The 26,180-nt window shown below is 64.2% G+C and carries 23 protein-coding genes and 1 tRNA gene; 20 read left to right on the top strand and 4 right to left on the bottom strand.

What is annotated here, in order from left to right; genetic code table 11:
• Nucleotides 1–50 precede the first annotated feature (50 nt).
• The 11 genes from hisG (at nucleotide 51) to BT122_RS05615 (ending at nucleotide 10,505) form a co-directional block, all read left to right on the top strand.
• Nucleotides 51–1,721, top strand: a complete 1,671-nt coding sequence (gene hisG / locus BT122_RS05670) for an ATP phosphoribosyltransferase (protein ID WP_083432339.1) — start codon at nucleotides 51–53, stop codon at nucleotides 1,719–1,721.
• A gap of 2 nt (nucleotides 1,722–1,723) precedes the next feature.
• Entirely contained in the window at nucleotides 1,724–3,124 is a 1,401-nt protein-coding gene (hisD, locus tag BT122_RS05665; protein ID WP_177242199.1) for a histidinol dehydrogenase, read from the top strand.
• Nucleotides 3,125–3,131: 7 nt separating this feature from the next.
• Nucleotides 3,132–4,223 (top strand): histidinol-phosphate transaminase, encoded by a 1,092-nt coding sequence (gene hisC, locus BT122_RS05660; RefSeq protein ID WP_072355013.1) that lies wholly within the window; start codon nucleotides 3,132–3,134, stop codon nucleotides 4,221–4,223.
• Between the two features lie 2 nt (nucleotides 4,224–4,225).
• Nucleotides 4,226–4,813 carry an imidazoleglycerol-phosphate dehydratase HisB gene (gene hisB, locus BT122_RS05655; RefSeq protein WP_072355053.1) on the top strand — a complete coding sequence of 196 codons (588 nt, stop codon included), beginning with the start codon at nucleotides 4,226–4,228 and terminating at the stop codon, nucleotides 4,811–4,813.
• On the top strand, nucleotides 4,813–5,526 hold the full coding sequence (locus tag BT122_RS05650) for an imidazole glycerol phosphate synthase subunit HisH (RefSeq protein WP_072355012.1): 714 nt from the start codon (nucleotides 4,813–4,815) through the stop codon (nucleotides 5,524–5,526). The genes hisB and BT122_RS05650 overlap by 1 nt, the downstream gene beginning before the upstream one ends.
• Nucleotides 5,523–6,257, top strand: coding sequence for a 1-(5-phosphoribosyl)-5-[(5-phosphoribosylamino)methylideneamino]imidazole-4-carboxamide isomerase (locus BT122_RS05645; protein ID WP_072355011.1), 735 nt, complete (start codon nucleotides 5,523–5,525; stop codon nucleotides 6,255–6,257). Before BT122_RS05650 ends, BT122_RS05645 begins: the two co-directional genes overlap by 4 nt.
• A 374-nt stretch (nucleotides 6,258–6,631) precedes the next feature.
• Nucleotides 6,632–7,399 (top strand): imidazole glycerol phosphate synthase subunit HisF, encoded by a 768-nt coding sequence (gene hisF / locus BT122_RS05635; RefSeq protein ID WP_059054819.1) that lies wholly within the window; start codon nucleotides 6,632–6,634, stop codon nucleotides 7,397–7,399.
• 41 nt (nucleotides 7,400–7,440) lie between these two features.
• Nucleotides 7,441–7,824 (top strand): phosphoribosyl-AMP cyclohydrolase, encoded by a 384-nt coding sequence (gene hisI / locus BT122_RS05630; RefSeq protein WP_083432338.1) that lies wholly within the window; start codon nucleotides 7,441–7,443, stop codon nucleotides 7,822–7,824.
• 88 nt (nucleotides 7,825–7,912) lie between these two features.
• Nucleotides 7,913–8,236: a phosphoribosyl-ATP diphosphatase gene (gene hisE, locus BT122_RS05625; RefSeq protein WP_059054818.1), complete on the top strand. Its 324-nt coding sequence runs from the start codon at nucleotides 7,913–7,915 to the stop codon at nucleotides 8,234–8,236.
• Nucleotides 8,237–8,247: 11 nt separating this feature from the next.
• The gene (locus tag BT122_RS05620) at nucleotides 8,248–9,252 is read left to right on the top strand and encodes a lipid II:glycine glycyltransferase FemX (RefSeq protein ID WP_286130315.1); all 1,005 of its coding nucleotides are present in this window, start codon (nucleotides 8,248–8,250) and stop codon (nucleotides 9,250–9,252) included.
• A 20-nt stretch (nucleotides 9,253–9,272) separates the two neighbouring features.
• The gene (locus BT122_RS05615) at nucleotides 9,273–10,505 is read left to right on the top strand and encodes a carboxylate--amine ligase (protein ID WP_286130314.1); all 1,233 of its coding nucleotides are present in this window, start codon (nucleotides 9,273–9,275) and stop codon (nucleotides 10,503–10,505) included.
• 13 nt (nucleotides 10,506–10,518) lie between these two features.
• Here the strand turns inward: BT122_RS05615 and BT122_RS05610 are convergent, their stop codons facing one another.
• The 3 genes from BT122_RS05610 to BT122_RS05600 all read right to left on the bottom strand — a co-directional run bounded on the left by BT122_RS05610 (nucleotide 10,519) and on the right by BT122_RS05600 (nucleotide 12,988).
• Complete coding sequence (locus BT122_RS05610; RefSeq protein WP_177242198.1) at nucleotides 10,519–11,499, bottom strand: lipid II:glycine glycyltransferase FemX; 981 nt, start codon at nucleotides 11,497–11,499, stop codon at nucleotides 10,519–10,521.
• A 96-nt stretch (nucleotides 11,500–11,595) separates the two neighbouring features.
• Nucleotides 11,596–11,670, bottom strand: a tRNA-Asn gene (locus tag BT122_RS05605).
• A 91-nt stretch (nucleotides 11,671–11,761) separates the two neighbouring features.
• Entirely contained in the window at nucleotides 11,762–12,988 is a 1,227-nt protein-coding gene (locus BT122_RS05600) for a carboxylate--amine ligase (RefSeq protein ID WP_072355006.1), read from the bottom strand.
• Nucleotides 12,989–13,135: 147 nt separating this feature from the next.
• Between BT122_RS05600 and uvrC the strand changes: the two genes are divergently transcribed.
• The 9 genes from uvrC (at nucleotide 13,136) to BT122_RS05555 (ending at nucleotide 24,105) form a co-directional block, all read left to right on the top strand.
• Complete coding sequence (gene uvrC / locus BT122_RS05595; RefSeq protein WP_072355005.1) at nucleotides 13,136–15,115, top strand: excinuclease ABC subunit UvrC; 1,980 nt, start codon at nucleotides 13,136–13,138, stop codon at nucleotides 15,113–15,115.
• Between the two features lie 55 nt (nucleotides 15,116–15,170).
• The gene (locus BT122_RS05590) at nucleotides 15,171–15,860 is read left to right on the top strand and encodes an N-acetylmannosamine-6-phosphate 2-epimerase (protein ID WP_072355004.1); all 690 of its coding nucleotides are present in this window, start codon (nucleotides 15,171–15,173) and stop codon (nucleotides 15,858–15,860) included.
• A 58-nt stretch (nucleotides 15,861–15,918) separates the two neighbouring features.
• The gene (locus BT122_RS05585; protein WP_083432337.1) at nucleotides 15,919–17,013 is read left to right on the top strand and encodes a Gfo/Idh/MocA family protein; all 1,095 of its coding nucleotides are present in this window, start codon (nucleotides 15,919–15,921) and stop codon (nucleotides 17,011–17,013) included.
• A gap of 991 nt (nucleotides 17,014–18,004) precedes the next feature.
• The gene (gene rapZ / locus BT122_RS05580; protein WP_072355003.1) at nucleotides 18,005–18,961 is read left to right on the top strand and encodes an RNase adapter RapZ; all 957 of its coding nucleotides are present in this window, start codon (nucleotides 18,005–18,007) and stop codon (nucleotides 18,959–18,961) included.
• 3 nt (nucleotides 18,962–18,964) lie between these two features.
• Complete coding sequence (gene whiA, locus BT122_RS05575; RefSeq protein ID WP_072355002.1) at nucleotides 18,965–19,909, top strand: DNA-binding protein WhiA; 945 nt, start codon at nucleotides 18,965–18,967, stop codon at nucleotides 19,907–19,909.
• 225 nt (nucleotides 19,910–20,134) lie between these two features.
• Entirely contained in the window at nucleotides 20,135–21,160 is a 1,026-nt protein-coding gene (gap, locus tag BT122_RS05570; protein WP_072355001.1) for a type I glyceraldehyde-3-phosphate dehydrogenase, read from the top strand.
• 97 nt (nucleotides 21,161–21,257) lie between these two features.
• Nucleotides 21,258–22,457, top strand: a complete 1,200-nt coding sequence (locus BT122_RS05565) for a phosphoglycerate kinase (protein WP_072355000.1) — start codon at nucleotides 21,258–21,260, stop codon at nucleotides 22,455–22,457.
• Complete coding sequence (tpiA, locus tag BT122_RS05560; RefSeq protein ID WP_072354999.1) at nucleotides 22,450–23,217, top strand: triose-phosphate isomerase; 768 nt, start codon at nucleotides 22,450–22,452, stop codon at nucleotides 23,215–23,217. The genes BT122_RS05565 and tpiA overlap by 8 nt, the downstream gene beginning before the upstream one ends.
• A 108-nt stretch (nucleotides 23,218–23,325) precedes the next feature.
• Entirely contained in the window at nucleotides 23,326–24,105 is a 780-nt protein-coding gene (locus BT122_RS05555) for a creatininase family protein (protein WP_072354998.1), read from the top strand.
• 313 nt (nucleotides 24,106–24,418) lie between these two features.
• On the opposite strand, the gene BT122_RS05550 is transcribed toward BT122_RS05555, so the two are convergent.
• On the bottom strand, nucleotides 24,419–26,083 hold the full coding sequence (locus tag BT122_RS05550; RefSeq protein ID WP_072354997.1) for an ABC transporter substrate-binding protein: 1,665 nt from the start codon (nucleotides 26,081–26,083) through the stop codon (nucleotides 24,419–24,421).
• Nucleotides 26,084–26,180: the final 97 nt, after the last annotated feature.

Genomic DNA, 26,180 nt, shown 5'->3' with positions numbered 1-26,180 from the left:
GTCGCGGCGGAGCGGTATGCTCTACGTACCAGAAGGGGAGAGGGGCAGGCGTGATAGCAGGCACACCAAGCGGGTTCCGTGACATCCTTCCTCAGGAGGCGCTTGCGCGCGAGCGCATCTCCGGGACCGTGCGCGAGGTCTTCTCGTCGCATGGGTACCTTCCGGTGGAGACGCCACTCCTGGAGTCGCGTGACGCGCTCGAGCGCGCGGGCCGCATCAAGGGTCTGCCGTTTCAGCTTTTCGACGTGGACGGAAGCCTTCTCACGTTGCGACCGGATCTCACGCTGCCCATCGCGCGCATGATTTCCACGCGCGTAAGCCCAGACAGCCTGCCCGTGCGCCTTCGCTATGAGGCGCCCGTTGTGCGCGAGGAATCATCGCTCAAGGGTCAGCCGCGCCAGTTCACGCAGCTGGGCGTGGAGCTTGTGGGCGGTGACGGTGCTGCCGCAGAGCACGAGGTCGTGGACCTTCTCGCCGAGACGCTCGGTGCGCTTGACGTGCCGGCATGGCGCATCGTGCTGGGCTCGGTCACGCCGCTCAAGGCTCTGCTCGACACCTGTGCCCCCAGCGCACGCTTCCGCGAGGATGCGCTTGCCCTGGTGCACGACTCTGACTTCGTCTCCTTGGACGAGCTGGTCGAGAAGTCCGTTGCCGCCGGCGAGCTCGATGCCGCCGCAGCCCGCGCCATCTGCCGCATCCCGCGCCTGGTGGGCGGTACCGAGGTGGTTCCTGCGCTCGACGCCCTGCTCGACGAGGCTGGTGTCGAGGAGGACGCCCGTGGTACCGCGGAGCTCTCGCGTCTGGTTGACTCGCTCTCGGACCTGTTCTCTGACGGTCGCGCGTCCTTTGACTTCTCGATCATCAACTCCTTCGACTACTATACGGGCATCATCTTCAAGGGCTACGCCGAGGGCATCGCGGCCTCGCTGGCCTCCGGCGGCCGCTACGACGCGGTTCTCGCCAACCTGGGCCGCGAGAATACCGCTGCCTGCGGATTTGCCCTCTCGCTCGAGCGCCTGCAGGAGATTCTGGGCGAGCCGGGAGAGTCGGGCGTGGTCACCCCCGGCGTGAGGCTTGCCGAGCGGCCCCTGCGCATTGCCGTCCCCAAGGGGTCGCTCCTCAAGGACACCATCCGCGTTCTGGAGGCGGCGGGGCTTCCAGTTGAGGGTCTGCACGACCCAGGTCGCCAGCTCACGGTGCGCGAGGGCGACGTGGAGTACGTAATCGTGCGCGCCCAGGACGCGCCGGCCTTCGTGGGCCACGGCGGCTGCGACTGCGGCATCTGCGGGCGCGACTCGCTCGTGGAGGCCACCATGGACGTGCTCCAGCTGGTTGACCTTGGCTTTGGCGGCTGCCGCTTTGTGGTGGCCGAGCCGCGCGCCAAGGCGGGGCTCGCCGAACGCAACTACGCGTGGCGTGGCACGGTGCGCGTGGCCACCAAGTACCCGCGCATCACGCAGACCTACTACGACTCAATTGGCCAGCAGGTGGACATTGTGACCCTGCACGGAAACATCGAGCTTGGCCCCATCGTGGGCATGACCGACCGCATCGTCGACATCACGGCCACGGGCACCACGCTCCGCGAGAACGACCTAGTGGTTGTGGACGAGGTCATGGAGTGCACCGCCCGCTTCTTTGCGGGTCCGGCCGCATACCGCTGCGACAAGAGGATTCGCGACCTGGCGACGCGTCTCGCCGAGGTCGCGGGAGGGGAGTAGCTTTGAGAAGAATCACACTTGCCGCCGGACAGGCGCTCACGCAGGCAGACCTCAATCGCTCGGGGGCGCTTCCTCGCGAGGTGATGGAGAGCGCCGCAGCCATCGTGGATGACGTGCGCGAGAGGGGCGACGCAGCCGTCCGCGAGTACTGCCAGCGCTTCGACGGCGCCTGCCCCAGCGAGTTCCGCGTCCCGCAGGAGCTGGTGGACGCCGCCCCCAGCATGGTGGATGCGGAGTTCCTCTCGTCCCTGCGTCGCGCCTACTGCCAGATCCGCGAGTTCCACGAGCGCCAGCGCGAGAACTCCTGGTTCGAGACGCGCCCCGACGGCACCATCCTGGGCGTCAAGGTGACGCCGCTCGACTCCGTGGCCATCTACGTGCCCGGAGGCCGCGCGCAGTACCCCTCGACCGTGCTCATGGACGCCATTCCCGCAAAGGTCGCCGGCGTGCGGCGCGTTGTCATGGTGACGCCGCCCCAGCACGACGGCACGCTCTCGGCATACACGCTGGCCGCGGCCTCGGTGGCGGGCGTCGACGAGGTCTATGCCGTGGGCGGCGCGCAGGCGATAGGAGCCGTGGCCTACGGCACCGAGTCCATCCCTCGCGTCGACAAGGTTGTTGGCCCCGGTAACGCCTACGTTGCGGCCGCCAAGCGCCACGTCTCCGGGGATGTGGGCATCGACATGATCGCCGGGCCCTCCGAGGTCTGCGTCCTGGCGGACGCCTCGGCAGACCCCGTCGTGGTGGCGGCGGACCTCATGGCCCAGGCAGAGCACGACCCCATGGCGTCCTGCTACCTCGTGACCTGCGACGCATCGCTTCCAGACCGTGTCCTCGACTCCGTGGAGCGCCTGGTCTCGCAGAGCCCGCGCGAGAAGATCACCCGCGCCTCGCTCGACGACCGCGGCGTGGTGGTTGTGGCCGCAACGCTGGCAGACGCCGTGGAGGCCGTGAACGTGGTGGCGCCGGAGCACCTCGAGCTGCATTGCGAGGACGCCATGTCGCTTCTGGGGTCCGTGCGCAACGCAGGCGCCATCTTTGTGGGCGCCTGGAGCTCTGAGCCCCTGGGGGACTACGTTGCCGGTCCAGACCACACGCTTCCCACCGGCGGCACTGCGCGCTTCTCCAACCCCCTGGGCGTCTACGACTTCCAGAAGCACTCGAGCGTCATTTCCTACACGCCGCAGGGCCTTCTCTCCGATGCTCCCGCCGTCCAGGCCATGGCCCAGGCCGAGGGGCTTTGGGCGCATGCCCTTTCTGCCGGGCTACGCGTGAAGCTTGCCAAGCAGGGCGAGAAGGACTTCGCAAACGCGGCCGCCGCTTGCGAGGACGCAACCCACACCGCGTGGCCGCGCACGCTCGACACGCCGGGCGTGCCCAAGCTGCCCGGATACGAGGGGTAGGGGAGAGATGACAGGCATCACACCAGAGGTCCGCGCGCTCATGCGGCCGTCCGCGGCGGCGCTTGAGCCCTATGACCCGGCCTTCTCGCGCGTCGAGGTGATTCTCTCGGCAAACGAGAACAACTATGGCCTCCCACCCGAGGTGACACCAGCGCTTGCCAAGGCGGTGACTGATGCCGCTTGGAACCGCTATCCCGTGCCCCTTGGCGGCGAGCTGCGCAACCAGCTTGCCGCGTGGCACGGCGTTGCCCCTGAACAGGTGATTGTTGGCAACGGTGGCGACGAGCTGCTCTTCAACTTCTTCCTGGCGTTTGGCGGTGCGGGGCACGCCCTCGTGAGCTGCCCGCCCACCTTCTCGGTCTACGGCCTCTACGCCTCCATGGTCGAGACGCCCGTGGTGGAGGTTCCGCGCGAGAAGGACTTTGCCCCCAACGTGGACGCGCTGGTAGAGGCCGCGCGCACGGCGACGCTCGTGGTGGTGACCTCGCCCAACAACCCCACGGGCGACCTCTTCCCGCGCGATGGCGTGCGCAGGCTCTGCGAGGCGTGCCCGGGCATCGTGCTTGTGGACGAGGCGTACGCCGAGTTTGCAGACCCCGATTCGAGCGTTGAGGACATGCTTGGCGACTACGAAAACCTGGCCGTTCTACACACTTTCTCAAAGGCGTTTGCGCTGGCAGGAGCCCGCGTGGGCTACGTGCTGGCAAGCCCTGCGGTGGTGGCGGCACTTGCCGCCGTGCGGCAGCCCTACTCGGTGAGCGTGCTCGACCAGGCGGCCGCACTTGCCGCCGTCACGCACCGAGACGCGTTCCAGCCGGCCATCCAGGCCATACGCCAGGACCGCGGCCGCCTTTCTAGCATGCTGGGCGGCCTTGCGCCGCTGGGCGTGCGCGTGTGGCCAAGCCAGGCAAACTTCCTCTGCGTTCGCGTGCCGCACGCCCACGACGTGTGGCGCCGCCTGCGCGACGAGCGCTCCATACTGGTGAGGGACTTCTCGTCCACGCCCGGTCTTGAGGACTGCCTGCGCATCACCGTGGGCAAGCCCGAGGAGAACGACCTTGTGGTCGCGGCACTCACGTCCATCCTGAAGGGGGAATGACCATGGCACGCGTGGCAAGCGTCTCTCGGCAGACCGCCGAGACCGCCATCGAGGTCACGGTGAACCTTGATGGCACCGGCACCTCGGACATCTCGACGGGGGTGGGCTTCTTCGACCACATGCTCACGGCGCTCTCGCGTCACTCGCTCGTGGACCTCACGGTGCATGTGAAGGGCGACACCTGGGTGGACGACCACCACACCGTGGAGGACACGGGCATCGTGCTGGGGCAGGCGCTGCGCCAGGCACTGGGCGACAAGCGCGGCATCCGCCGCTTTGGCGATGCGCTGGTTCCGCTCGACGAGGCCCTGGTCATGGCTGCCGTCGACATCTCCGGCCGTGGCGAGCTCTTTTGGGACGTGCCCATTGGCCCCGAGAAGGTGGGCACCTTCGACACCGAGCTTGGTCACGAGTTCTTCTGCGGGCTGGCGCGTGACGCCGGCATGACCGTCCACCTGCGCGAGGTTGCCGGCGAGAACGCCCACCACATCCTCGAGGCCACGTTCAAGTCGTTCGCCCGTGCGCTTCGTGCCGCCGTCGAGCCGGACCCGCGCGTGGAGGGCATCCCGTCCACGAAGGGGGCGCTCTGATGGCATCAGCGAAGATCGTCGTCATTGACTACCACAAGGGCAATCTCCTCTCGGTCCAGCATGGCCTTGCCGCCGTGGGCGGTGAGGCGGTCATCTCCGACGCGCCCAAGGACATCTCCACAGCCTCTGGCCTGGTGCTTCCTGGTGTGGGAAGCTTCGAGAATGCCATGGAGTACGTGAACGCATCTGGTCAGGGAGAGGCCATTCTCGATGCACTTGACCGCGGCGTTCCCTTCCTGGGCATCTGCCTGGGGCTCCAGCTTCTCTTTGCGCGCGGTGAGGAGCGCTCGGGCGAGAGGGGCCTTCCGCACGAGAACGAGGAGCCCGTTGCCGCCGGCACGCCCGGGGACGACCGCTGGGTTGCCGGCCTGGGCTTCTTCCCTGGCTCGGTCACGCGGCTGCGTTCGGGGAGGCTCAAGGTGCCGCACGTGGGGTGGGACCAGGTCTATCCCACCGCAGTGGGCGAAAGCTCCCGCCTCCTGCGCGGCGTTCCCTCCGGCGCGAACTTCTACTTCACGCATTCCTACGCCCTTGCGGACGACGTTGACCCCGCACTGGTTGCTGCCCGTACGCATTACGCGCGCAGCTTTGGCTCGGCTATCGCACAGGACTCGGTCTTTGGCGTGCAGTTCCATCCCGAGAAGTCCTCGGCCACGGGCCTCGTGGTGCTCTCGAACTTCGTCGACATCGTGAGGGCTGGGGGCGTCCGATGATCCTTTTCCCGGCAATCGACCTGGTGGGCGGCCGTGTGGTGCGCCTTGCGAACGGTGACCGCTCACGCATGGACGTCTATTCGGATAGCCCGGCCTCCGTGGCGCGAGACTTTCTGGCCCGTGGTGCCAGCTGGGTGCACGTGGTAGACCTCTCGAGCGCGCTCGGCGAGGACGATGCCGCCCGCGAGGCAAACGCCCAGGCGATACGAGCCATCTGCCAGGTCGAGGGGCTCTCGGTCGACGCCGGCGGCGGCGTGCGCTCGATCGACGCCATGCGCCGGCTTGCCGACCTTGGCGTGCGACGCATCGCCATTGGCACCGCGCTCGTGCGCGACCCCGCGTTCGCCCGCCAGGCTGCGCGCGAGTTTAGCGACATGGCTGTGGCGGACGTCGCCGCGAAGGACGGCGTGGTGCGCGTGAACGGCTGGCGCGAGGGCGGCTCGCTTGCTGCAGATGACCTTGTCTCCAGCCTTGCCGAGATGGGCTTTCGCCACCTTGTCTTTACCGACATCGCGCGCGACGGCATGCAGACAGGCGTCGACCCCACGGCATACAAGCACATCGCCGAAGTGGCAGGCTTTCCCGTGGTGGCCTCGGGCGGCATTGCCAGCGCGGACGACGTGCGAGCGCTTGCGGCTCTGGGTCCCGAGGTGATTGAGGGCTGCATAACGGGGCGCGCGTTGTACGAGGGCGCGCTCACGCTCGAGGACGCCCTTGCTGCGTGCGGGTAGACGGTGGGGGCGCGTCCTGCTTCTCGCAGGGCTCGGCGCTCGCGCTTTGCGCTCGCTCGCTTCGCGACTCGCCCTGCAAGAAGCAGGACGCGCCCTCGGAGCGACCTACCGCAGGCAGCGCGCCCTCGCACAACGTCGCTTGGCTTCTGGTTGTGGTTGTAGCTCTTCTCTCTGTGCACTGTTCTTTGCTCTTCTAGAAGGTCAGGCCCAGGTCCCAGGCTCCAGTCAGGGGCTGACCGCTTGAACGTATTGGTTTCGACTGCGGGCCGCCGTGCTTGTCGCGGCGCAAGTCGCGAAGCGAGCGAGCCGCCTCAAGGGCGGCGAGCGCCGAGCGCAGCGACAAGCACGGCGGCCCCCACCGAAGGGAAGTAACCATGCTGACAAAGAGGGTCATCCCCTGCCTGGACGTCAAGGACGGCCGCGTCGTTAAGGGCGTCAACTTCGTCGACCTGCGCGACGCCGGCGACCCCGTGGAGTTGGCTGCCAAGTACGACCGGGAGGGCGCGGACGAGGTGGTCTTCCTCGACATCACTGCAACTTCAGACGACCGTTCCACTACAGTGGATTTGGCCTCGCGTGCGGCAAGCCAGCTGCACATCCCCTACACCGTGGGCGGCGGCTTCCGCGACGTCGAGGGCTGCCGCGTGATGGTCTCTGCCGGTGCCGACAAGGTCTCCATCAACTCGGCCGCCGTGCGCGACCCCACCCTCATCACGCGTGCCGCCAGCGCCTTTGGCAGCCAGGCCGTGGTCGTTGCCATCGACGCCAAGCAGGTGGGGCCGGGCGACAAGTGGGAGGTCTACCTTGCTGGAGGCCGCATCCCCACGGGCATTGACGCCGTCGAGTGGGCCGAGGAGGCCGCACGCCGCGGCGCCGGAGAGATCCTCCTTACGAGCATGGACCGCGACGGCACCAAGGACGGCTTCGACATCCCGCTCACCCGTGCCGTCTCGCGTGCGGTGAGCATTCCCGTCATTGCTTCGGGCGGCGTGGGCACGCTCGAGCACTTTGCCGAGGGCATAATCGAGGGCGAGGCCGACGCCGTTCTCGCTGCGAGCGTCTTCCACTTTGGAACCTACACGGTGCGCCAGGTGAAGGAGTACATGGCAAGCCAGGGCATTCCCGTGAGGCTTGACTTCTAGCACGTCTCACGCGGTCCATCAGTCGAGAAGGAGCAACAGTCATGCCAGATGCGTCGCTTGTCTCGCCTGCCTATGCCGGCGAGCCCACACAGCCCTGCGACAACTTCCCCGCCTGCGTGAGCTTTGACGCCCACGGCCTCGTGCCCGTGGTGGTGCAGCAGGAAGGCTCGGGCGAGGTGCTCATGGTTGCCTGGGCAAACCGCGAGGCCCTGGACCTCACCCTCAAAACGCGTACCAGCTGGTTCTGGTCGCGCTCTCGCAAGGAGCTCTGGAACAAGGGGGCCACCAGCGGAAACATACAGCAGGTGCGCCGCGTCCTTGTGGACTGCGACGCCGACACCCTCGTCTACGTGGTGGACTCTCCCGGCCCAGCCTGCCACACGGGACACCGTAGCTGCTTCTTCCGCGAGGTCCCTCTCGCCTGAGTGCGCCCGGCGCTACGTTGCCTGCACATTCTGCAGACACCCTTGCCGTACACTGAGCGGGTTGCTCGCACAGACCAAAGGAGATCAGATGGGTGTCAGAACCGCAAACGTGAAGGACGGCAACATCGGGGAGACCCTGGAGGGGCTCGCCGCCGTCATCCATCAGCGGGCCACGTCAGCGACTCCGGAGGAGTCTTATACAGCGCGTCTCCTCACGCCCGAGAAGGGCGACAAGCTGCTCTCAAAGCTTGCGGAGGAGTCGTCGGAGATCATCATGGCCTGCAAGGACGAGGACCATGACCACATACGCTACGAGATGGGAGACCTCCTCTACCACATACTCGTTGTTGCCGAGAAGTACGGCATCACGCTCGACGAGCTGGCGGGCGAGCTTGACGCTCGTCGCCATTAGCGGAGGGGGCAATGATGGCCTTTCACGTGAGAGAGATTGACTGGTCTGAGTTCGAGTCGCTTTTGGCGGCCCAGAACGTTGACGTCCCCATAGAGCAAACAAAGGCCTGGTCTGAGTACGAGTCTGGCATTCCCGGGCGCAGCTTTTGGGGCTGCGTTGCCATCGAGCACGACGGCGATGCTGTTGCCGTTGCTGCCTTTATGGACTACCTCACCCATCGCTTCCATTACCTGCGCTCACATCATGGGCCCATCTGGTTCGAGGCTCCCACACCCAGCGAAGAGGCCGAGGCGCTCGAGGCGCTTCGCAGCTACGTTCACACCCGCGATGGCAAGGTTGTTTTCCTCCGCCTGGCAGTGGACGCGGACGTAGACTTCGCCTGTCATACGCTCTCCACGATTCCCTATGACACAACCGTCGTTATCCAGACCGAAGGCGGTGAGGAGGGCATTCTTTCGCGCATGAAGCCGCGCGGACGTCGTGACGTGCGCAAGTCTTTGCGCGAATGTCCAGCTGAGGTTGCGGATGAGACTGACCTCGCCGCTGCGGACTTTGCTCCGTACTACCAGATCATGGTCGAGACAGGCGCGCGCGACGGCTTTGCGCCCGCTCCCTGCGGGGACTATGAGCGGCTGCTTGCCACTCTTGGCCCCGAGCACGCCCGTGTTTTTGCCGCACGCATCGACGGCGAGCTCTGCGCCTGGTCGATCGTCACCATTAGCGGTAAGGTCGCCATGCGGTACTACGCGGCGTCGAAGAACGCCACCATGCGGCAGCACGTTGGCGAGCGCCTCGTGCTCTTTGAGGCGGAGTCCCTTGGGGAAGCGGGAGTCGAGCGCTATGACCTCATGGCCGTTGGCTCGGAGATTGCGCCTCAGCTTATGGGCCTCAACGAGTTCAAGACAAAGTTCTCGAAGGAACTCGTCCACGTTGCCCCCGACCGCGACGTGCCCGTGCGCACTGCCTTCTACGGCGCCCTCGTGCGCCTGCAGCACCTCCGTCACTCACATCGGTAGTTGGGTATCTTCTCATGACAATGGCCCAGTCAAGGTCTGACCTTCTCCCCGTCATTCTTGGTGGGGACATTTCCTGCCACGCCTATGCCCGGGAGTTTCACGAGGCGTTTGGCGTTCGATCGGCAATACTGGGCACCGGTTTCGCTGCCGCCGTTGAGCACTCGCGCATTCTCGAGAAGCACCTGCTGCCGTCGTTCGCGCCCAATCAGCTCCTGCACGTCCTGCTGGAGCTTGCTTCGAGCGCACCCGGCGTGCGCATGCCCGTCATCGTCTCCACCGATGCCCTTGCAGAGGCTCTCGAGGCTATTCGCGACGAGCTCCCGTCCCAGTTCGTCCTGCCCATCCCTTCTCGGGAGGCGTTTTCCCGGGCTTGCGACAAGTCCGAGTTCATGGCCCTTTGCGCGGCTCATGGCCTTCCAACACCACAGACCGAGATCGTGCGTCTTGCGGGCAGCGATGTCATCCCGCCTACCCAGATTTGCTTTCCAGTTGTCGCGAAGGCGGCCCGTTCCGCTGGCTACAGCCACCTTTTCTCAAAGGGGTTCCGCAAGGTCTACCGCATGAACTCCCAGGCAGAACTTGATGAACTCTGGGCCTCGCTTCGAGCCGCAGGCTTTTCGGGCGACTTCCTTGTCCAAGAGCTCATTGGCGGTGACGACACCCATATGGGTGCGCTCACGCTTTACGTTGACGCCGCGGGCTCCCTGCGCCTCTTCTCGGCCGCCCAAACCCTGCTCGAGGACCATGCGCCCACCATGCGCGGCAACTCTGTGGCCATGGTCTCTCGCCCTATGCCCAACATGGTTGAGAAGGTCGCCGGCCTTCTTCAGGACCTGCGCTACACGGGCTTCGCGGAGGTTGACATGAAGCGAGACCCGGCAACGGGGGAGTGGCTCTTCTTCGAGCTCAACCCCCGTGTAGGGTGCAACTCCTACTACGTTGTTGGCGCGGGAGCCAATCCCATGCAGATCATGGTTGCCGATCTTGTAGATGGCGAGAATCGCCCTCTTGTGTGTGCCGAGAACCCCTGCCTGTACTCGCTTGTGCCGGACTGCCTGCTCATGCGTTACCTCACCGACAGTACGCTTGCAGCAGAAGTGCGGGGCCTCATCCGTGACGGCCGTCGGGTTGACCCCCAGCGCTACGCGCCTGACATGAGCCTGCGCCGCCGCTTGGACGTCGATCTCACGGAGTGGAACCAGCTGCGTAAGTTCCGCCGCTACTACCCAAGGCCAACCGAGAGCTCGTTTTAGGGGCGCCGCAAACCTACTTGTGCGCAATCACCTTGCGGGCAAGGTCGTAGACGGCGTAGTGCGCCTGCTTGATGGGCTTCTCCCAGGTGCCAAGGTAGTGGCGCGCCTCTCCGCCAAAGGACTGCTTGAACTTAGTGAACCCGTACCAGGGGTGCTCTGGGCCGGCACCCTCGGGTGCCATGCCGTGGAAGTCGCACCACGTGCGGCCCTCCTCGGCGGCATCGAGCACAATCTGCACCTGCATGGCTACGTTTGCGCCGGTCTTGAAGTAGTTGCTGTCTGCGCCGTTGTGGATGAGGTAGCAGCAGCCGTCATCGAGGAAGACAAAGTTGGCGGCAATCACGCGCTCCTCGCCGGTGGGGTTGCCATCGGCATCCCTCTCGTGAAGCACCGCAAGATACAGTCGGCCGTTTCCGGTGGGGAAGAGCGAGGCGGCCTCCTTCTTGAGGTAGTCGGTATCGCGAAGCGTTACGCCGTCCCTCTCCTCGACGTCGCTCATGAGCTTGGTGAGCAGCGGAATGTCTTCCGGGTTGGTGGACGTGCGAATCTCAATGCCCTTGCCGGCTGCCTGGCGATAGCGCTTGCGGTTGGACTTATCCATGCCCTTGAGCAGGGCGTCTTTACCAACGGTGACGTTTATGCGCCACGTGTCCTCCGGCAGGAGGTGGCTCACGCGGTGAAACCCAAGGGACTCGAGCTTCTCGCGCGCGCCCTTCTCGACCTCCGGCGAGGTGCCCATGGGCTCGACGCGCACAAAGACGTCGCCCATCTGGCGGGCGTTGAGCTCGAACTGCTCGAGTGCCGGCTGGAGTGCCTCAGGGTCCGAGAAGCTCGGCCCATATGGCGCATAGAGGCGCTTTGTGTGAAACGGGCCAAAGACCTGAGTTTCCTCGACGCCAAGGAAGCTCCAGTCCTCGCCTACGCGCCTGGTAACGCGCTCGCCCAGGCTCTGCTGGAAGCGTGCCCATGCCTCTGATTGCAGGAAGTGTGCCACCTGACGTCTCCTTCTCGCATGCCGACTGCCACCCGCCTCTGTTGGGGTGAACATGAAAACGGGGCCGACGAAAAGCGCCGGCCCCGCATTGCGGTCTGGCTCCCCGGGCAGGGTTCGAACCTGCGACACGCTGATTAACAGTCAGCTGCGCTACCACTGCGCCACCGGGGAATCACGTCGAACAATAATAATACCTCGTCGGCCAAACCTCACGGGTTCATTCAATTTCCTTATCGCCATACAAATGGCCTTTGCCAAACGCCTAGAAGCTCGAACTGCTTTGCTCGGGGTAGTATTTTGCAAACTTCCGGTACTGGTTAAGCTCGGTGAGAGAAACGCTCAGCATGCGCGATGCGCCGTTGTCATGCGCGTAGCGTTGAGGATCGAAGACAAGACCGGCACGGTATGCATTCTCGACTCGCTTGCGTAGGGACTCGTCGGTGAGGTAGCGCCTGAGAAGGCCGCGGGGGACAAGCGTGTAGAGGGCCTCGCGCGAGGTGCGCACCTCCTTGGGCTCTCTGCCAAAGACAAGCTCTTCGATGCAGTGGCCCATGGGATTCTCGCCCGCGGCGCTTACGTAGTAGGAGTTGCGCCCAACACGGGGGTTTATCTCAAGGAAGAGTGCCCGCCCATCACGCGGGTCGCGCTTTACGTCAACGCATGCGTAGCCGTGATAGTCCATGCCCTCGAGGAGCCGGCTCACCTGGTCGTATAGTTCTGGCACCTCTTGCGTGAGCATTGCCACGGAGTTTCCCATCAGGCTGGGTGAGTGGTCGTTGAGAATAGTGCGGGCTCCTGAGAGCAGGCTGATGCGCCCAGAGCGCGTCACGTAGACGGTGACGGTCTCGTTCATGGTGTCATCGCCGGGGACAAACTCCTGAACCAGGAAGGTGCCTGCGAATTCTGCCGAGCGCAGCTTCTTCCAAAGCTCGTCGAGCTGTGCCTGGCTGTGCATGAGGTAGACCTTCCGGAACCCCTGGGCGATGAACGGGGCGTACTCTGCCGAGAAGGACGGTTTGGCAACCACGGGAAAGGCGATCTTGCTCGGCGGAATTGTGGTGCCACCGGAAAGGTCGACGATCTCTGTTGCCGGGGTGGGAAGGTTCCGCTCGCGGCAGAGGCGGATGAAGCGGTCCTTGTGGGCAAGCGCCTCCACGGACTCGAGGGATGGGGTGGGGGTCACCACGTTTTCCGGTAGGCGTGCCTCCAGGCGGCAGACGCAGCCCACCACAGATTCGAGGTTGGTGATGAGAAGGACCTTCTGGTCTGCGTGGGCGGCTGCCGTCTCACGCACTACGCGCTCGACCTCGGCGTCATCAAGCCTGCTGACGCTTGCGCACTCAAAGATGCGAGACTTCGTGATGGCGTCGATGGGACCTTGAGAAGCGCATATGCTGCGAACCCCGCATGCCTCGTGGAACTCGCGGCCAAGCGCGTATGCGCCAATGTCGCCCCCCAGGATGAGAGGGACGAAATCGGGTAAGGCCATTGCATCTCCTAGCTTAAATGGGAACCACGTGCGTTTTGCAAACGCACCTTATACTACTCCTACTGTTGAAGTGTCCTTTTGGTGCCGAGGGGAGACGTGTCGCATGCTCTGCGAAGGTATGGCCCGTGCGGAAGGGAGTCGCGTGCCATGACAATCCGTGACCCCGGGGCCCGCCCCGACTTCGATGACGCGCGCTCGCTTGACGAGAGTCTGCCCGAGTTACGTCGCCAGGTGGACGACGCGCCTACGGACCCCGGCTGCTACCTCTGGAAGGACGCGCGCGGGCAGGTTGTCTACGTGGGCAAGGCCAAGAACCTGCGCGCCCGCCTGCGCCAGTACGTGACGCTCCAGGACGATCGTGACAAGATCCCCCTCATGATGCAGGTCGTGAGGTCGTTCGACTACATCGTGGTGGGCTCCGAGCACGAGGCCCTCGTGCTCGAGCGCAACCTCATCGCCCAGTACCACCCGTACTTCAACGTGGACTTCAAGGACGACAAGAGCTACCCCTACATCGCCATCACCGAGTCGGACGTGTTCCCGGCCATCAAGTACACGCGCGAGCACCACCGCAAGGGCACGCGCTACTTTGGCCCCTACACCGACGCCCACGCCGCGCGCGACACCATCGACACGCTGCGCAAGGTTGTCCCCATCTGCATAGCCACGTGCGCGGAGTGGAAGCGCTGTCGCCGCGAGCTGGAGCGCCGCCCTGACGAGGCGGCCGTGGCCAACCTGGCGCTTGCCCGCACGGGGCGGCCCTGCTTCGACTACCACATGGGTAAGGGCCCGGGCGTCTGCGTGGGCGCCATCGATACCGTCGAGTATGCCAAGCACGTGCGCCAGGTCGAGGACTTTCTCGCCGGGCGCCGCTCGCACGTGGTCTCGGCCGTTGAGGAGCAGATGCGCGAGGCCGCCGCGGACCTCGACTTTGAGCGCGCGGGCCGCCTGAAGGCGCGCCTCGAGAGCCTGAACGCCCTGGACGACCGCCAGCAGGTCATGTTCTCCTCGGACGTCTCCCTCGACCTTATCGGCTTCTACCGCGAGGAGACCATCAGCGCGGCCTGCGTCTTCGTGGTGCGCGAGGGCCGCACGGTGCGCACCGTCGAGTTCATTCTCGACAAGGGCGCGGACGTGGGGGAGGTCGAGCTGCAGGGCGGCTTCCTCAAGCGCTACTACGACGAGACAGCTGACATCCCCTCCGAGGTGGACGTGGACGTAGACCTGCCGGACGCCGAGCTCCTCTCGGAATGGCTTGCCGAGAAGCGCGGGCGCGCCTGCCACATCCATCACCCGCAGCGGGGCGAGAAGCGCCACCTCCTGGACATGGCGGTCGCCAACGCCCGCCATGCGCTCATGCGCTACATGGTGCGCACGGGCTACGCGGACGACCGCACCAACCAGGCGCTGCTGCAGCTCGAGAGTGCGCTTGCACTCGATGCGCCGCCCATGCGCATCGAGTGCTTCGACATCTCGACCCTCCACGGCCACTTTACGGTTGCCTCCATGGTCGTCTTTACCAACGGTCGTCCCGACAAGTCCCAGTACCGGCGCTTCAAGATCCAGACGCCGCTCACCGAGGCGAATGACTTCGTGAGCATGTCAGAGGTTCTCGCCCGGCGCTACGCGCCCGAGCGCATGGCCGACGAGCGCTTTGGCTCGCGTCCGGACCTGCTGGTGGTCGATGGCGGCAAGCCCCAGCTCACGGCTGCCATGGAGCAGCTCTCCTCGTTGGGGCTCGACATTCCCGTGTGCGGCCTTGCCAAGTCGGACGAGGAGGTCTTTGTCCCCTGGGACGAGACGCCCGTGGTGCTGCCCTCGGGCTCGGCGTCGCTCTACCTCATCAAGCAGGTGCGCGACGAGTCGCACCGCTTTGCCATCACCTTCCATCGCGAGCTGCGCGACAAGGCCATGACCGTCTCGGTGCTCGATGACGTGCCAGGCGTGGGTCCTAAGCGCAAGCGGGCCATCATGCGCCGCTTTGGGTCGCTCAAGCGCTTGCGTGCTGCGAGCGTGGAGGACATCGCCCAGGTCCCGGGCGTGCCCGCAGATGTGGCGCAGGCGGTCTTTGACGCCCTGCGTGCCTGGGACGAGGAGGCCCAGACGGTGGCGGAGAAGGCGCGTTAGGGCTAGCCTAATCAACAGTGGCGTGACCGTGGTGGCCGCGAGGAGAGGAGCTTCCATGGCTGTCAATCCGCTCGTCCAGCCCCTCAAGGGCAAGCTCATCGTGAGCGTCCAGGCGTATCCCGGAGAACCCATGCGCCACCCGGAGACCATGGCCCAGATCGCCCGCGCCTGCGAGCTGGGCGGTGCCGCAGCGATCCGCTGCCAGGGCCTCTCGGACATTGCCGCCATCAAGGGGCGCGTTGAGATTCCCATCATCGGCCTCTGGAAGGAGGGCCACGACGGTGTCTACATCACGCCCACGCTGCGCCATGCCGTGGCCTGCGTGAACGCCGGCGCTGACGTGGTGGCCATCGACGCCACCGACCGCCCTCGCCCTGACGGCCGCACCTTCGAGGAGACCGTCCGCGACCTGCGCGCTCAGTGCGAGACCATCGTCATGGCCGACTGCATGACTATCGAGGACATCCGTCGCGGCGTTGCCTGCGGCTGCGACATCGCGTCCACCACGCTCTCGCACAACAAGCCCGCAATCGACACCACGCTGGACGATGGTCCCGACCTCGCCCTTCTCGCCGAGGCCGCTAAGGAGTTCCCCGGCTTCCCCGTGATCTGCGAGGGCCACGTCCACACCCCGGCGGATGCGCGCGCGGCCATTGACGCTGGCGCGTGGGCCGTGGTCTCGGGTACCGCGATCACGCACCCCACGAGCATCACCAGCTGGTTCAAGGCAGCCATCGAGGCGTAGGGCATTCCTGGCAGACGGTAGTAACCCGGCCCTAGCGGCCACAAGAGAGGAGAAGCGTATGGCAGAGAACAACGGGTCTGGAACCGCGGCCCCGCTCGATGCGGCAGCCGCCGCAAAGGCAGCGTTTGCCGAGGTCACAGGCGAGCCCTTCCCCACAGACATCTACACGGCGCCGCAGCTCTCCTGGGCGGTCATCGGTTGCGGCGTGATTGCCAACCAGATGGCGACCTCGCTTGCCCTCTCCGGCCGCCATATCCGCGGCGTTGCCAACCGCACGCGTGAGAAGGCCGAGACCTTCGCCGAGCGCTACGGCGTGGAGCGCGTGTATAACTCGGTCGAGGAGCTCTACCAGGACCCCGACGTGGACGCCATCTACATCACCACGCCGCACAACACGCACATCCGCTACCTGCGCGGCGCCCTCGCGGCGGGCAAGCACGTCCTCTGTGAGAAGTCCATCACGCTCAACTCCGAGGAGCTCGACGAGGCCCGTGCGCTTGCACGCGAGAACAACGTGGTGCTCATGGATGCCACGACCATCCTGCACATGCCGCTCTACCAGGAGCTTCTCCGCCGTGCCAACGCGGGCGAGTTTGGTGCCATGAACCTGGCGCAGCTCAACTTTGGCAGCTACAAGGAGTACGGCGACCTCACCAACCGCTTCTACAACCCCAAGCTGGCGGGCGGCGCGATGCTCGACATTGGCGTCTACGCGCTCTCGCTCATGAGGCTCTTCATGGCAAGCCAGCCCACGGAGGTAGTCTCTCTCGCCAACCTGGCGTCGACGGGCGTGGACCAGACCTCGGGAATCGTATGCCGCAACAGGGAGGGGCAGATGGGCGTCCTTTCGCTCACGCTCCACTCTAAGCAGCCCAAGTGTGCGGTCCTGAGCTTCGACCGCTGCTATGTTGAGGTTATGGACTATCCCAGAGCCGACGTCGCGACCATCGTGTGGACGGAGGACGGGCGCCGCGAGGAGGTTCGCGCAGGTCGCTCGGGCTATGCGCTGTGCTACGAGATCGCCGACCTCGAGCGTGCGGTTGCTGGCGACGCCCGTGCGGCGGGCCTCATCGATTATGCCGCGGACGTCATGCAGATCATGACCCGCCTGCGCCGCGAGTGGGGCGTGGTCTACCCCGAGGAGCGCGCATAGGTGCTGGCTGCAGAAATGCGCCTTTCGGCGAGAAAATGCCGCCTGAGCGAAGGTTTTGTACGGAATCCCCTCCAAAACCCATGCTCGGGCGAGAAATTCTCGCCCGAGGGGCGCTTCCGTATGAAGTAGCTGCGATAACGTGCCTTCCGGCGCCAATTCCGCGCCGGAAGGGCGATTTCGTACGCAATCTCTGCGGTAACGCTGCTTCCGGCGCCCCGGACCCCCCGGACCAGCGGACCCCCGGACCCCCGAGACCCCCCGGACCAGCGGAGAATAGCTCCTTTTCTTAAACGGCGGTTGCGTTTGCCCAGGTGGCGGCCAACTGGATTAAGAAAAGGAGCAAAACTCCGCGAGGCGAGATGGACCAAAGGCGGGGAGAGACACGCTATCCCCATCCAGAACGCCGCCATTAGCGAGAGCCCCTTATCAAAAGCGCGTCTCTAAGGACGGCACTGCTGCATCTCGGCAATTTATTGCGCGTTTCTCCTCGGCCTAAGTACGTTTGCCCAAATAAGCCCAAAATTTCCAAGAAATATCGTGCATTATTTTCGGAACAGAGGAACATGAAGTTAGGGTTTGGGATCGGACGAGAGCAATCGGGCGCTGAAGGCAAAGGCTCCATCTCCAATATGGATTCACACTCTCAGCGAACGCCATGTCTGACCTGGGCACATGTTGGCAACGGGCACCATTTCAACCCATGGCACCTCTCTGCGGCAGAACTTATTGCACGTTTTTCCTAGGTCTGAGCATATTTGCCCAGATAAGCTCAAATTTTCGAGAAATAACGCGCAATAATCCCGCGCGAGAGCTTCGATGGTGAGGCGTGCGCCCCGCCCGCCGAGAACCCTTGGACGAGAACCCCGCCCGCCGAGAACCCCTGGACGAGAAGCGCGGACCCGGGGGAGCAACGGCACCCAGACCGCCACCCCAGCCGGGCGTCAACCCCCTATACTTGATGCAGTTGTCACCAAGAGCGGAGGAGGGACGAATGCCAGTCGAAACCACCGGCCAGACCATGCGGGACGCCGAGAGCCGCGACCGCGTCCCCGACATCGTGATCATCACGGGCATGTCCGGCTCGGGTCGCACCCAGGCCCTGCACTGCTTCGAGGACATGGGCTACTTCTGCATCGACAACCTACCTCCGCGCCTGGTCCCACAGCTTGCGGACCTCGTGGGCATCAACTCTGGTGTGGGCCGCCACCTGGCCGTGACCTGTGACCTGCGAAGCCAGGGCCTCTTCGACGAGCTCACGGACACCATCCGTCAGCTCGGCGAGCACGAGCTCTCCTGCAAGCTCCTCTTTCTGGACGCCTCCGACGAGGTTCTCATGCGCCGCTACAACGAGAACCGCCGCCGCCACCCGCTTGCCGTGCCCGGCGAGTCCGTCGAGCACGCCATCAAGCGCGAGCGCCGGCAGCTCAAGGACGCCCGCACGATGGCCGACCTCGTCATCGACACCAGCCGCATGCGCACCGCATCCCTCAGGGCCCGCCTCAACGCGGCCTTCTCCGAGCTCACCGAACAGCAGCTCCTCGACGTGAACGTCTTCTCGTTTGGCTTCAAGCACGGCATGCCCTCCGAGGCAGACCTCATGATCGACGTGCGCTTCCTGCCCAACCCCTTCTACGACCCAGAGATGCGCCACCTCACGGGCAATGACGAGAAGGTCACGCGCTTCGTGATGGACAACAAGATTACGCGCGACTTCATGGACGCATGGCTGCGCCTGCTCGACGTGGCCATGCCGGGCTACGTCGCCGAGGGTAAGGCGCGCCTGTCCATTGCCGTTGGCTGCACGGGCGGCCAGCACAGAAGCGTCGCCATCGCCAATGCCACGGCAGCCCACCTCAAGGCGCAGGGCTATCGCGTGAACCTCTTTCACCGCGACCTTCCGGAGGCGGTCGCTGCGGCTGCGCAGGACGCGGCCACAGGCGAGAGGTAGCCCATGTCCTTCACCGCCCAGGTAAAAGACGAGCTCTCGCGTATCGAGCCCACCACGCGCATGGCCGAGCTTGCGCAGCTCTCGGCACTCGTCCGCGTCTGCGGCACCATGAGCTTCCACGGCTCGGGGCGCTACTCCATCCGCATTGCCACCGAGACGGGCGCCGTGGCCCGCACCGTCATCAAGCTCACGCACCGCGTGTTCGACCTCGAGACATCGCTCACCGTGCGCCGCTCGGTCCTCCACAAAACGAGAAATTATCTCATCGAGATGCCCGAGCAGGACCGCTTGGCCAACGACCTCACCAGCCTGGGCATTCTCGTGCCCGGCCATGGCATTGCGCTTGGGGTTCCCGAGGAGCTTCTCAAGACGAGAGAGGCGCGCTGCGCCTTTGTGCGCGGTGCCTTCATGGCGGGCGGCTTCATAGCCGACCCCCGTGGCGACTTCCACCTCGAGATTGCGGTGACGGGGGAGGAGTTCGCCCGCGGCCTGGCAGATGTCATCTCCACGCTGGGTGCCTCCGTCCGCATCAACCGGCGCCGTGGCGCCTATGCGCTCTACCTCAAGAGCTTCGACGACGTGCTGTGCCTCCTGCGCGTGATGGGCGCCCAACGCATGGCGCGCGTGGTCGAGGTGGCGCGGGCGAGAAAGTCGGTCAAGAACGACGTCAACCGTCGCGTCAACGCCGAGGTTGCCAACCAGGCGCGCTCGTCTTCGGCTGCTGTGGCGCAGCTCGAGCTCATCGACCGTGCGGACGAACTTGTGGGCATCTCGCACCTCCCCCCTGCGGTGCGCGAGTTCTGCGTCGCGCGCAGGGAACACCCCGAGCTCTCGCTTGCGGCGCTGGGCGAGACCTTCGACCCCCCGGCGTCAAAGTCTGCCATGTATCACCGGCTGCTCAGATTGGAGCAGATCGTGGGCGACGAGGTTGCTGCCGAGAAAAACTGAGAACGTTTCCACATCAGAAAATCGACGTTCTATCTCATAAAAGCCCAGGTAAATTGCATCCCATACTATATTTTGCACAAAAAAGCGTCCACAATTTTGCCAGCGTTGCGGATTAGTCGTTTTAGATTGGCAAACGTGCGGTAGAATGTACCTAGCAATGACGTTTCGGCGTTGTTACATGGTCAGTCGGGGGGAGGCCCCGTCGGCCACTCGAAAGGAGAAAGCATGGCAGTTAAGGTTGCAATCAACGGCTTCGGTCGCATCGGTCGCCTGGCATTCCGCCAGATGTTCGGTCACGAGGGCTCCGAGATCGTCGCCATCAACGATCTTACGTCTCCCGAGATGCTCGCCTACCTGCTGAAGTACGACTCCACGCAGGGCAACTACTCCCGCGATCACGAGATCTCCGCTGGTGAGGACTCCATCACCGTCGACGGCAAGACCATCAAGATCTACAAGGAGGCAGACGCCAACAACCTGCCTTGGGGCGAGCTTGGTGTTGACGTCGTCCTCGAGTGCACCGGCTTCTACACCTCCAAGGCCAAGTCCCAGGCCCACCTCAACGCTGGTGCCAAGAAGGTCGTCATCTCCGCTCCCGCGGGCTCCGACCTCAAGACCATCGTCTACAACGTCAACCACGAGACCCTGACCGCCGAGGATGACATCATCTCCGCCGCCTCCTGCACCACCAACTGCCTCGCTCCCATGGCCAAGGGCCTGAACGACTTCGCCCCCATCGTCTCTGGCATCATGACGACCATCCACGCCTACACCGGCGACCAGATGATCCTCGACGGCCCGCAGCGCAAGGGCAACTTCCGTCGTAGCCGCGCTGGCGCGGAGAACATCGTCCCCAACAGCACCGGTGCCGCCAAGGCCATCGGCCTCGTGCTCCCCGAGCTCAACGGCAAGCTCATCGGCGCAGCTCAGCGCGTTCCCACGCCCACCGGCTCCCTCACCAACCTCTACGCCGTCGTTGACAAGGAGGTCACCGTCGAGGAGGTCAACGCCGCGATGAAGGCCTTCTCCGAGAAGATCCCCGAGACCTTCGGCTACAACGAGGACCAGATCGTTTCTCGCGACATCGTCGGCATGACCTACGGCTCGCTCTTCGACGCTACCCAGACCATGGTCAACCCGCTCGGCAACGGCCAGAGCCTCGTCCAGGTCACCTCTTGGTACGACAACGAGAACTCCTTCACCTCTCAGATGGTCCGCACCATCAAGTACTTCGAGAAGTTCGTCGCCTAGTCGACGCTTCGGTGAGGTAACTATGGGGCGCGGTTTGCAGCTTTCGGGCCGCGGCCGCGCCCCTATTCTTTGCACGTATCGACAATAAGGAGTGAACATGGCTTTCACCAAGAAGACCGTTCGCGACATCGACGTCGAGGGCAAGCGCATCATCATGCGCGTTGACTTCAACGTGCCCCTGAAGGACGGCGTCGTCACCGACGACACGCGCATCAAGGCCGCCATCCCCACCATCAAGTACCTCAAGGAGCACGGCGCCGGCATCGTGCTCATGAGCCACCTCGGCCGCCCCAAGGGCGATGGCCCCGAGCCCGAGCTCTCGCTCAAGCCTGCCGCCGAGAAGCTCGCCGAGCTTACCGGCTATGACGTGAAGTTCGTCGACGACACGTACGGCGAGAAGGCCGCTGCCGCCGTTGCCGAGGTCAAGCCCGGTGACATCCTGGTGCTCGAGAACGTCCGCTTCGACAAGCGCGAGAAGAAGAACGACCCCGAGATCGCCAAGAAGCTCGCCTCCTACGGCGACATCTTCGTGCTCGATGCCTTCGGCACCGCTCACCGTGCCCAGGGCTCCGTCGTCGGCCCCGCCGCCTACATCCCTGCCGTTGCTGGCTTCCTTCTCGAGAAGGAGGTCGACACCCTCACGTCGATCTTCGCCGAGCCCGAGCGTCCGTTCGTCGCCATCGTGGGTGGCTCCAAGGTTTCCTCCAAGATTACCGTGCTCGATCGTCTGATCGACTCCGCCGACACCCTCATCGTGGGCGGCGGCATGGCCTACACCTTCTTCCTTGCTAAGGGCTATACGGTGGGCACTTCCCTCCAGGAGCCCGACTACGTCGACGAGGCCAAGAAGCTCCTCAAGAAGGCCGAGGACAAGGGCGTCAAGCTGCTTCTTCCGGTCGACAACGTTGTCACCGACGACTTCGACAACCCCACCGTCAAGGAGGTCGTCGACTCCGACAAGATCCCCGACGACCGCATGGGCATGGACATTGGCACCAAGACCCGCGAGCTCTACGCAGATGCCATCAAGGGCGCCAAGACCGTCTTCTGGAACGGCCCCATGGGCGTCTTCGAGAAGGACGAGTTCGCTGACGGCACCAAGGCCGTTGCCGAGGCCGTGGCTGAGGTCAAGGCCAACGGCGGCACCTCCATCATCGGTGGTGGCGACTCCGTGGCCGCAATCAACAAGTTTGGCCTGGCTCCCAAGATGAGCTGGATCTCCACGGGCGGCGGCGCCTCGATGGAGCTCGTCGAGGGCAAGGCCCTTCCTGGAGTGGAGGCGCTTCTCGATGCGTAACAGGATGATCGCTGGTAACTGGAAGATGAACAAGACCTACGACGAGGGCGTTGTCCTCGCACAGGGTTTGGTCGACGAGCTCAAGGACGGCACCGGCTCGGTGGACGTCGTCGTCTGCCCGCCCGCCATTGACGTCAAGGGCGTCGCCGAGGTCATCCAGCAGGCAAACGCCCCCATCGCCGTGGGCGTCCAGAACGTCTACTGGGAGGAGAAGGGCGCCTACACCGGCGAGACCGCTCCCGACATGATCACCGCCGTTGGTGCCACCTACTGCATCATTGGCCACTCCGAGCGTCGTGGCTACTTTGGCGAGACCGACGAGGACATCAACAAGAAGGCCAAGGCCCTGATGGCCCATGGCATCGTGCCCATCTCCTGCTGCGGCGAGTCCCTCGAGGTCCGCGAGGCCGGCAAGCACGTGGAGTTCGTGGTCGAGCAGATCAAGAAGGACACTGAGGGCCTCACGATCGACGACCCCTCCAAGTACGTCGTTGCCTACGAGCCCATCTGGGCCATCGGCACCGGCAAGACCGCCACGGCCGATGACGCCGAGGAGGTCTGCGGCGCCATCCGCAAGACCCTCGCCGAGATCTTTGGCCAGGAGACGGCCGACGGCATACGCATCCTCTATGGCGGCTCCGCCAAGCCCGAGAACGTGGGCGGCTTCCTCGAGAAGGAGGACGTCGACGGCGCGCTCGTCGGCGGTGCCTCGCTCAAGGCCGACAGCTTTGCTGCCATGGTGAGGAGCGCCATGGCATAAGACAAAGGGACAGTCCCTTTGTCTCATTCGGCCCCGGTGCGGTATTCGCGCCGGGGCCTTTGTGCAATTTGGGGCAGAATAAGCACTGCCTCAGAAAGGTGGCGGAAGTTGCTTCTCGAGAAGTCGACATGGCCTGCGGTCGAGGCCTACTTTGCTGGCAATGACCTGGTAGTCCTTGGGTTTGGCAGTACGGAGAACCACGGACGACACAACCCACTTGGAACCGACTGGATGGCCCCCCAGAGGATACTTGAGCTCATGGAGGAGCGTCGGCCTGGCATTCTCTTTGGCCCAACACTTCGCTTTGGCTCGGCCGATCACTTCATCGACTATCCTGGCACGCTCTCGCTTGGCGATGACCTCCTCCACCAGGTGAGTGCCCGAATCTGCGACCAGCTCTACCATTACGGCGCGCGGCACTACTGCTTTGTGAACGGACATGGGGGCAATACCCGCGCACTCACGTTGACCGGCTACGGCCTCAACGATCGTGGCTGCCAGGTTGCCCTCCTCAACTGGTGGAAGCTTGCGGGTGAGCTTGATTCCGCGTGGGGCGGTGGCCACGGCGGAGCGCAGGAGACCTCTGCAAACCTCTGGATAGACCAAGGATCGGTTGATGTCTCTGCGCTTGGTTCCATGGACCTTGTGGATGACGGCGGTAGCGATATCAAGACAAAGGGATTCGATGTCGTCGAGTTTGAAGGGGTTCACCCTTCGCTCATCCGTCGCGCTCGCAGGTATGCCTCGAACGGATGGATAGGGAAAGACGATCCCAAGCAGGCGTCTGCGGAGTGGGGAGAGCAGATGCTCACCTCCTTTGCGGATTGGGCCGTGAAGTTCCTCGACGCCTTCGCTCAGTCTCCGCTGCCGGGCCAGATAGAGCGCTAGGCGAGAACGTCGAGGCTTCTCTCCACGATTGCACGGAGACCTTCTCTGCAGAAATGCGCCTTCCGGAGAGAAAATGACGCCCGAGCGGTTGTTTCGTACGGAATCCAGTACGAGATACGCCCTCCGGCGCCCTTTTAGCGCCGGAAGGGTCGTTGCCGCAACTATCGCGTACAAAAGAGTTCTTCCGGCGCCGTTTTGGCGCCGGAACGTGAGATATGGCAGCGCATGTGTCCGCGGTCTTCTCGTAGAAAATGATCTGGGCCCATCGGCATCAACCGGTGGGCCCAGGACTACTACATGATGACAAATGCAACTACTGCGCGGGCGTTGCGTCCCTTAGCTCGGGCAGGCGTGCGGCATCGACCTTGATGCCGGTGAACTTGTTCGAGGTCACCTTGTTCAGGGTCTTGTGGAGCATGGGGATGATGGGCATGTCCTCGGCCGCAATGGCGTCCGCCTCGTGCATGAGCTCGACGCGCTTGTCCTCGTCCACGGTCTTTCGCGCCTCGTCCAGCTTGGCGTCGAACTCGGCGCTGGAGTAGTGGGAGACGTTGTCGCCCACGCCGGTGTACATGAGCGGCTGCAGGAAGTTGTCCATGATGGGATAGTCTGCGGTCCAGCCACGAGATCCAAGCTGGAAGGTGCCGGCAACGTAGTCGTCGAGCATCGACGCGTATTCCTTCTGGTCGATGGTCACGTTGATGCCCACGGCCTTCCAGTCGCCCTGCAGGACCTCGAACTCGTTTGTCTTGTTGGACGAGGAAACCATGATGGTGAGGTCGATGCCGCGCATACCATCTGAGCCGGCGGGATAGCCTGCCTCGTCGAGGAGCTTGCCCGCCTTGTCCACGTCATAGGCGCAGTACTGCCACGTGGTCTCGTCGTTGCCCTTGATTCCCGGCGGGACAATGTCGCCTGCGGGCTGCGCAAATCCCTCGTAGAGGGTGTCGCAGAGGTTCTGGCGGTTGATGGCAAGAGACATTGCCTGGCGCACCCTCTTGTCAGAGAGGATGGGGTCGTTCACGTTGTACGCAAGGTATTCCGTGTACAGAACCTCGCCAACCATCGTCTGCTTGTTGGGGGTGCCGGTGTAGCCGTCGTCCGACTGCCCGTACTTCTCGACCGTCTCCTTGACGCGCCCCGCTGGAATGTCGCAGAGGTCGAGGTTGCCTGCCTCAAACTCGCGGAACGCCGTGTCGGTGTCTTTGTAGATGTTGAAGTGTACGGCGTCGACCTTGGCGGGGTTGTCACCGGCATAGTCCTCGTAGCGCTTCATGTTGATGTACTGGCCATCGTTCCAGGTGCCATCCATCTGGAAGGGGCCGTTGCCAACCGGCGCCTTGGAGTAGGTGTCGTAGTTGTCCTTCGCGCAGTCCGGGATGGGCGAGAGGGGCGTGCAGCACACCACAAAGGGGAAGTCTGCGTAAGGGCCGGTGAGCTCGACCTTGAGGGTGTAGTCGTCGGGGCAGGAAAGCCCCTCAAGCTCTTCGGCGTTACCGTTGACCACGTCGTCATAGCCCTTCACCATGGCAAGGTGGTACGAGACCACAGACGGCGCAGTGGTGGTCTTGGGGTTGCAGATGCGGTTCCAGGCGTACTGGAACGACTTGGCCGTGACGTCGGTGCCATCGTGGAACTTGAGGCCCTGCTTGATGTGGAAGGTCCACGTCGCGGCGTCGTCAGACGACTCCCAGGACTCGGCGACGCTGGGCTTCAACTCCTCTGTGTCATAGTCGTAGACCGTGAGCTGGTCAAAGAGCTGCGAGGCAACAGCCGTGCCGTTGAACTCCTCAATGTCGAAGGGGTCGATCGACGTGGGGTTCGTGATTGCGTAGTTGATGGTTCCTCCGGATGGTGCCTCCCCACTGGATGACTCTCCGCTGCTGGACGAGCGTTGTCCGCAGGCGCCGAGTCCTGCGGCAGCCATCGCGGCAGCTCCACCCTTGATGAAGGTGCGACGATCCATCGAATGACCCATCTTTTCCTCCCGCCGTCTGTCCCCATGCAGACGCCGCATGACCGCAGCGTCTGCTTTTCGAGAAAGATGTTCGTCCTGTTGGAGGAAAGTGTCTGAG

Source organism: Olsenella sp. kh2p3 (assembly GCA_900119625.1).
In the GTDB taxonomy this organism is placed as follows: Bacteria; Actinomycetota; Coriobacteriia; order Coriobacteriales; family Atopobiaceae; genus Tractidigestivibacter.
This window is presented reverse-complemented; position numbering and strand designations above follow the sequence as displayed.